This window comes from Nostoc sp. CHAB 5715, assembly GCF_020829685.1.
Lineage (GTDB): Bacteria > Cyanobacteriota > Cyanobacteriia > Cyanobacteriales > Nostocaceae > Nostoc.
This window is the reverse complement of the sequence record NZ_JAIVFR010000456.1, coordinates 1-5,791: the sequence shown is the minus strand read 5'-3', so window position 1 is coordinate 5,791 and position 5,791 is coordinate 1. Positions and strand designations below refer to the sequence as shown.

The 5,791-nt window shown below is 44.7% G+C and carries 4 protein-coding genes and 2 pseudogenes; 4 read left to right on the top strand and 2 right to left on the bottom strand.

From position 1 onward, the window contains the following. The 4 genes and pseudogenes from LC574_RS23020 to LC574_RS23005 form a co-directional block, all read left to right on the top strand. Positions 1–342, top strand: a pseudogene (locus tag LC574_RS23020) (MFS transporter); the annotation flags it as partial. Positions 343–480: 138 nt separating this feature from the next. Next, on the top strand, positions 481–2,370 hold the full coding sequence (gene ilvB / locus LC574_RS23015) for a biosynthetic-type acetolactate synthase large subunit (protein WP_229455883.1): 1,890 nt from the start codon (positions 481–483) through the stop codon (positions 2,368–2,370). Between the two features lie 149 nt (positions 2,371–2,519). Further along, the gene (locus tag LC574_RS23010) at positions 2,520–2,936 is read left to right on the top strand and encodes a P-loop NTPase (RefSeq protein WP_229455882.1); all 417 of its coding nucleotides are present in this window, start codon (positions 2,520–2,522) and stop codon (positions 2,934–2,936) included. An 11-nt stretch (positions 2,937–2,947) separates the two neighbouring features. After that, positions 2,948–3,659, top strand: a pseudogene (locus LC574_RS23005) (IS1 family transposase). A 332-nt stretch (positions 3,660–3,991) separates the two neighbouring features. Here the strand turns inward: LC574_RS23005 and LC574_RS23000 are convergent. After that, positions 3,992–4,906 carry a TauD/TfdA family dioxygenase gene (locus LC574_RS23000; RefSeq protein WP_229455876.1) on the bottom strand — a complete coding sequence of 305 codons (915 nt, stop codon included), beginning with the start codon at positions 4,904–4,906 and terminating at the stop codon, positions 3,992–3,994. 75 nt (positions 4,907–4,981) lie between these two features. Further along, the coding region (locus LC574_RS22995) for a CmcJ/NvfI family oxidoreductase (protein WP_229455875.1) at positions 4,982–5,791 on the bottom strand (810 nt) is incomplete at its 5' end.

Sequence of the window (5,791 nt, the reverse complement as noted above, 5' to 3'; positions counted from 1 at the left end):
GGATTTTTAATAATTGCATTAGTTTTAGGGGTGTTCACTTTTACCCACAACTTATTACTGGCACTAGGACTCTGTGCATTCTTGGGTGTAGGTGCTTCCCTAATTGGCGTACCCATGCAAACTTTAATTCAACAGCAAACACCATGTACCATGCACGGTAAAGTTTTTGGCTTTCAAAATCATGCTGTTAACATCGCTCTGGCGTTACCCTTGGCGATTACTGGGCCATTAACTGATGCTCTGGGCTTGCGAATTGTACTTATAGCAATGAGTATTGTTGTCGTAGTTGTCGGTGTTTGGGCTTGGAAAAATACCCGCAAAGTCTTGCAAAACGTTATTTAATTAATGTAGGCTAATAATCTAGTTTTATATTGCATATAAAAATTAATCAGATTTTGATTGAAGTTTTCAATTAAAATGAAATCTTAAATACAGAATTCAGCATTAACTTTAACTTTAGCTATAGTCTGAGGTTTGACCGTGCGATCGCTTTCCCAAATCAGTCTCCCACAAACCGAGAATCACAAACAGTCTCGTACTTCTAGCCCGCCAGCCTTGCCCAAACGTGCATCTGGTGGTTTTGCTCTGCTTGAGAGCCTTCATCGCCACGGCGTTGAATACATTTTTGGTTATCCTGGTGGGGCAATTCTACCAATTTACGACGACCTGTATAAGGTGGAAGCAACTGGTGCTATTAAGCACATTCTCGTGAGACACGAACAAGGCGCAGCCCACGCCGCCGATGGTTACGCCCGTGCAACTGGAAAAGTAGGAGTATGCTTTGGCACTTCCGGCCCAGGAGCAACTAACTTGGTGACAGGCATCGCCACCGCCTACATGGATTCAATTCCGATGATTGTAGTCACGGGACAAGTAGCACGGCCGTCGATTGGTACAGATGCGTTTCAGGAAACCGATATTTACGGGATTACGCTACCGATCGTCAAGCACTCCTATGTAGTGCGTGACCCCAAAGATATGGCGCGAATTGTCGCCGAAGCCTTCCACATCGCTAGCAGTGGGCGTCCGGGGCCAGTTTTGATTGATGTCCCCAAAGATGTAGCTTTAGAAGAATTTGACTATGTACCTGTAAAACCAGGTTCAGTGAAGTTACGCGGTTATCGTCCCACGGTGAAGGGAAATCCCCGGCAAATTAATGCCGCGATCCAGTTGATTACTGAAAGTCGCCGTCCTCTACTATATGTCGGTGGTGGTGCGATCGCAGCTAGCGCCCATGAAGAAATCAAACAACTAGCTGAATTATTCGATATCCCTGTCACCACAACCTTAATGGGGATCGGTGCATTTGACGAACATCATCCCCTAGCTTTGGGAATGTTGGGGATGCACGGCACTGCTTACGCTAACTTCGCTGTTAGTGATTGTGACTTGCTGATTTGCGTCGGCGCTAGATTTGACGATCGCGTTACAGGCAAGTTAGACGAATTTGCCTCTCGCGCCAAAGTAATTCACATCGACATCGATCCCGCAGAAGTCGGCAAAAACCGCGTTCCTGAAGTACCCATCGTCGGCGATGTGCGGAACGTGTTAGTAGACTTGTTGCGTCGCTGCAAAGAAACAGGCGTTAAGGCTACACCTAATCAAAACCAAGAGTGGTTAAATTTAGTTAATCGTTGGCGCGAAGAATATCCTCTCATCGTGCCGCAGCATCCCGACAGCATTTCACCCCAAGAAGTGATTGTAGAAGTTAGTCGCCAAGCACCCCAGGCTTTCTACACCACAGATGTAGGACAGCATCAAATGTGGGCAGCACAATTCCTCAAGAATGGCCCAAGGCGCTGGATTTCTAGCGCAGGTTTGGGAACGATGGGTTTTGGCTTACCTGCGGCTATGGGCGCTAAAGTAGCGTTTCCTGATGAAGAAGTCATCTGTATTAGCGGCGATGCTAGTTTCCAAATGTGTTTGCAAGAACTTGGTACACTGGCACAATATGGGATAAATGTCAAGACAATAATTATCAATAACGGCTGGCAAGGGATGGTGCGCCAGTGGCAGCAAGCCTTCTATGGTGAGCGTTACTCATGCTCCAACATGGAAGTAGGGATGCCAGACGTAGAGTTATTGGCAAAAGCTTATGGGATTAAGGGTATGGTAATTAGCGATCGCAGCGAATTAAAAGATGCGATCGCCGAAATGCTGGCACACAAAGGCCCAGTGATATTGAATGCCCACGTCACCAGAGACGAAAACTGCTATCCAATGGTAGCCCCTGGCAAGAGCAACGCTCAAATGGTCGGCTTGCAGAAACAAGCGCCGAAAACAGCAGCAGAACCAGTGTATTGTAGCCACTGCAATGCAAAAAATGCTCCTACTCACAACTTTTGTGCTGAGTGTGGGACGAAGCTATAACGCTTTTTGATAATTCAGACTAGAGAGGTAGGGGAGAAAGATGCTGAAATTCCTAGATCTAACAAGAACAGCCCCTTAAGAGCTAGCGTTGGGGAGCAAGATTTAAAGCCTCTCTCCTTTTAGGAGAGAGGAATGGAAGTGAGGTCAAAGTGTATTGCTTCCATTCGAGAACCGCTATATCATCTCTATCTTGGTGTAAAAAAACTTATATTCAAATTTGTACAATTCCTGGTGTTAAAACAACTCTTGCAGTTTCTAGTGGTAAAGGTGGTGTGGGCAAATCCACAACAGCCGTTAATATAGCCGCAGCTTTAAAATTACAAGGTGCAAAAGTAGGATTATTAGATGCTGATGTTTATGGCCCCAATGTTCCCCAGATGTTGGGTTTAGGAAAAGCTGATATTCAAGTGATTAATACTCCCACAGGTGATAAGTTTTTACCTCTAGAAGTTCAAGGAATAAAACTAATGTCAGTGGGTTTACTTGCAGAAGCAAATCGTCCTTTGGCATGGCGGGGGCCTATATTGCATAAAATTATGGCGTTGCATAATAGAGGGATGAATTGAGGATATCTACTGTGCAATGTCCATACTGTGGAGCTACGGAAATTCGCAAGAACGGAAAGAGAAGAGGTAAACTTGCATCACATTTGTACTAAATGCGACGTGCGTTCCGCCCCGCTTCGCTAACGCCAATTTATTGAGGTGTATGATCCGCCGAAGGGATATTCTGAGGAGGTGAAACAAGAATGTTTAAAAATGTACCTTAATGGCATGGGTTTTCGTGCCATTGAACGAGTTAAAGGTGTACATCATACTACTATTATTTATTGGGTTAAACAATTGGGAGAACAACTGCCAGATGTGCCAAAAGAAAATATTGTTCCAGAAGTTGGAGAGCTAGACGAATTAGAGACATTTATAGGTTCAAAAAAAACTGTTGGGTGGCTGTGGATGGCAGTAAATCACTTTAGTCAGGGTATTTTAGCGTGGGCTTTAGGAGATCATAGTGCTGAAACTTTTAAACCATTGTGGGAAATTGTTAAAGAGTGGAAAAGCTATTTTTATGTGACCGATGGCTGGAAGGTTTACCCAAATTTTATCCCTGATGGAGACCAAATTGTGAGTAAAACATATATGACAAGAGTGGAAAATGAAAATACTCGATTACGTCATTATCTTGCACGCCTTCACCGAAAAACCTTATGCTATTCTAAGTCTGAAGAAATGCTGAGATACTCAATTAAATTATTATTGCACTATTTTAAGTATCAAATTGTACCTACATAATTCAATTCATCCCTTCATTCAGCAACGCCAAAATTAGGCGTTGCTGATTCCATGTATGAAAATGATTTTGCATAATACCAAAATCCCTGTAGAGACGTAGCAGTGCTACGTCTCTACATCCAGATTCATACTTCAATTCAGCAACGCCTTCCCCCTTCGCTCATAGGGAGCTAGGGAATTAGGTTGCAATGACTTTAATGTTTGTAAAATTACCTAGCAGCCCCTACTAATTCAGGAGATACAACTTGGGTAAATTGCTTAACTGGACAGGGTGAACCAAGATTTTTATGTAGAACCCGTCTTTCATATTGCTTCCCAGTCCCTAATCCCTTTTAAACTAAAGCGGGTTCACGTCGGTTATATGCAGAAGAGTCTCCCTTAATAGCCTCACTCTGTTTACCATCAATACCAACAGGAATATCACCCACTAGTGTGACTCGCTGAACATGGCGAGGTTGATTACCGTAGTCAGCGATCGCATAATGTTGAGTAGCGCGATTATCCCAAAAAGCTACATCGCCAACTTTCCAACGCCACCGGACTGTGTTCTCAGGACGTGTAATGTAAGCTTGGAACAATTTCACGATTTCATCAGATTCATTCTGGGAAAAACCGCGCAGGCGGCGCACAAACCCACCAATAAATAACCCACGTTCACCGGATTCAGGATGGACGCGGACAACTGGATGCAGGGTTTCGTATACTGTCGAGGTGAAAACAGCCCGATGCTCTAAAACTTCTTTTGGCAAGTCAATTGTAGCTGCTGCATAATCGTAAGCGTTGCTGTGTACTGCCCAGAGTTGGTCAGCAAGATTACGTAGGTGAGTTGGTAAATCTTCGTAGGCAGTCACGGAGTTTGCCCAAATCGTATCGCCTCCTGATGGCGGAATGACCAGCGCCCGTAAAATAGAACCAAGGGGCGGACGGTCTACAAATGTGACATCGGTGTGCCAGTTGTTAGCGCGGCTCACAGTCTTGCCGTAATTCAGGTCAAGAACTTCTGGGTTTTCTGGCAATGAGGGAACGGTGGGATGGGCTGTAGTGACTTCCCCGAAGCGACGGGCGAAGGCTACTTGTCCTTGAGCGTCAAGGTTCTGCTCTCGGAAGAAGATGACTTTGTATTTAACTAAAGCTTTACGAATATCGCTGATGATTTCGTCGCTGAGGTTATTGCTCAAGTCAACACCGATGATTTTTGCACCGATACGTCCGGCAATTAGTTTGATGTCAAAGTGTTGGGAAGTCATGATATTTATTCCAAATTAAATGAGATTGTGGATTTGTCTGGCGCAGAGAGTCAGAGTTGGAGGAGTTTTTGCTATTTATGCGGGGTAAAAGACCAATGTTCGTAGTTCGATGCTTTCTCGTGGGGGAGCGTCGGCTGGGCTAGTAGGGTCTTCAAAGGCTGTATGAGCGGCAAAACGGGCGTGTCCGTTTTCTGCGGAGTCGAAGCATTTGATAAATAGTGCTTCGTCTCTGTGCATTTGCGGAAAGTAGAACCATTTATGTTTGGAGTTATACGTGACTCCATAAGTTTCACCAACGCGATCGCGGTACACTAAATCACCAGCTACAAGGTCTGTTGATGCGATACTTTGCGCGTCACACACTGCTAATGGTGACTCTTGAATTGGTTGTGCGATCGCTCGCCAAACATTAACTATGGCAAATCGTTGTTGCAATAGTGTATCAATTTCATCATTATCTATGCCTCGCGCTGCTAGTTCCAAACGGGCGCGAGTATAGCCAGATTTGGCGGTGAAGTCGTTGTGTACACGCTTGGCAGGTTCTTTAATATTATTCTTACCTGGCTTTGACTGACCGGCGTTACGCAGGGTGTGATCGAATATCACTACCTTAGTTTTGCCTGTCACCTCTTTTAATAATTGCTCCGCTTCTGGATAGTAGACGCGGCGTACTTCGTCTTCATCGTAAAAGTTGCGGACATTAGTATTATGTCCAGTAAAGGCAAATCCTTCTTTATCTAACGAGATGTTCTTCGAGAGAGAACGAGCATTGTAAATTGGCAGTTTGTGCGTCTGATAAGTTGCATTTGTGCGAGGAATCCCGGTTGGCGGTTCGTAGGTATAGTTAACAGGTTTTTCTGCCATTGGAATCAGGTAGGTGAGGTT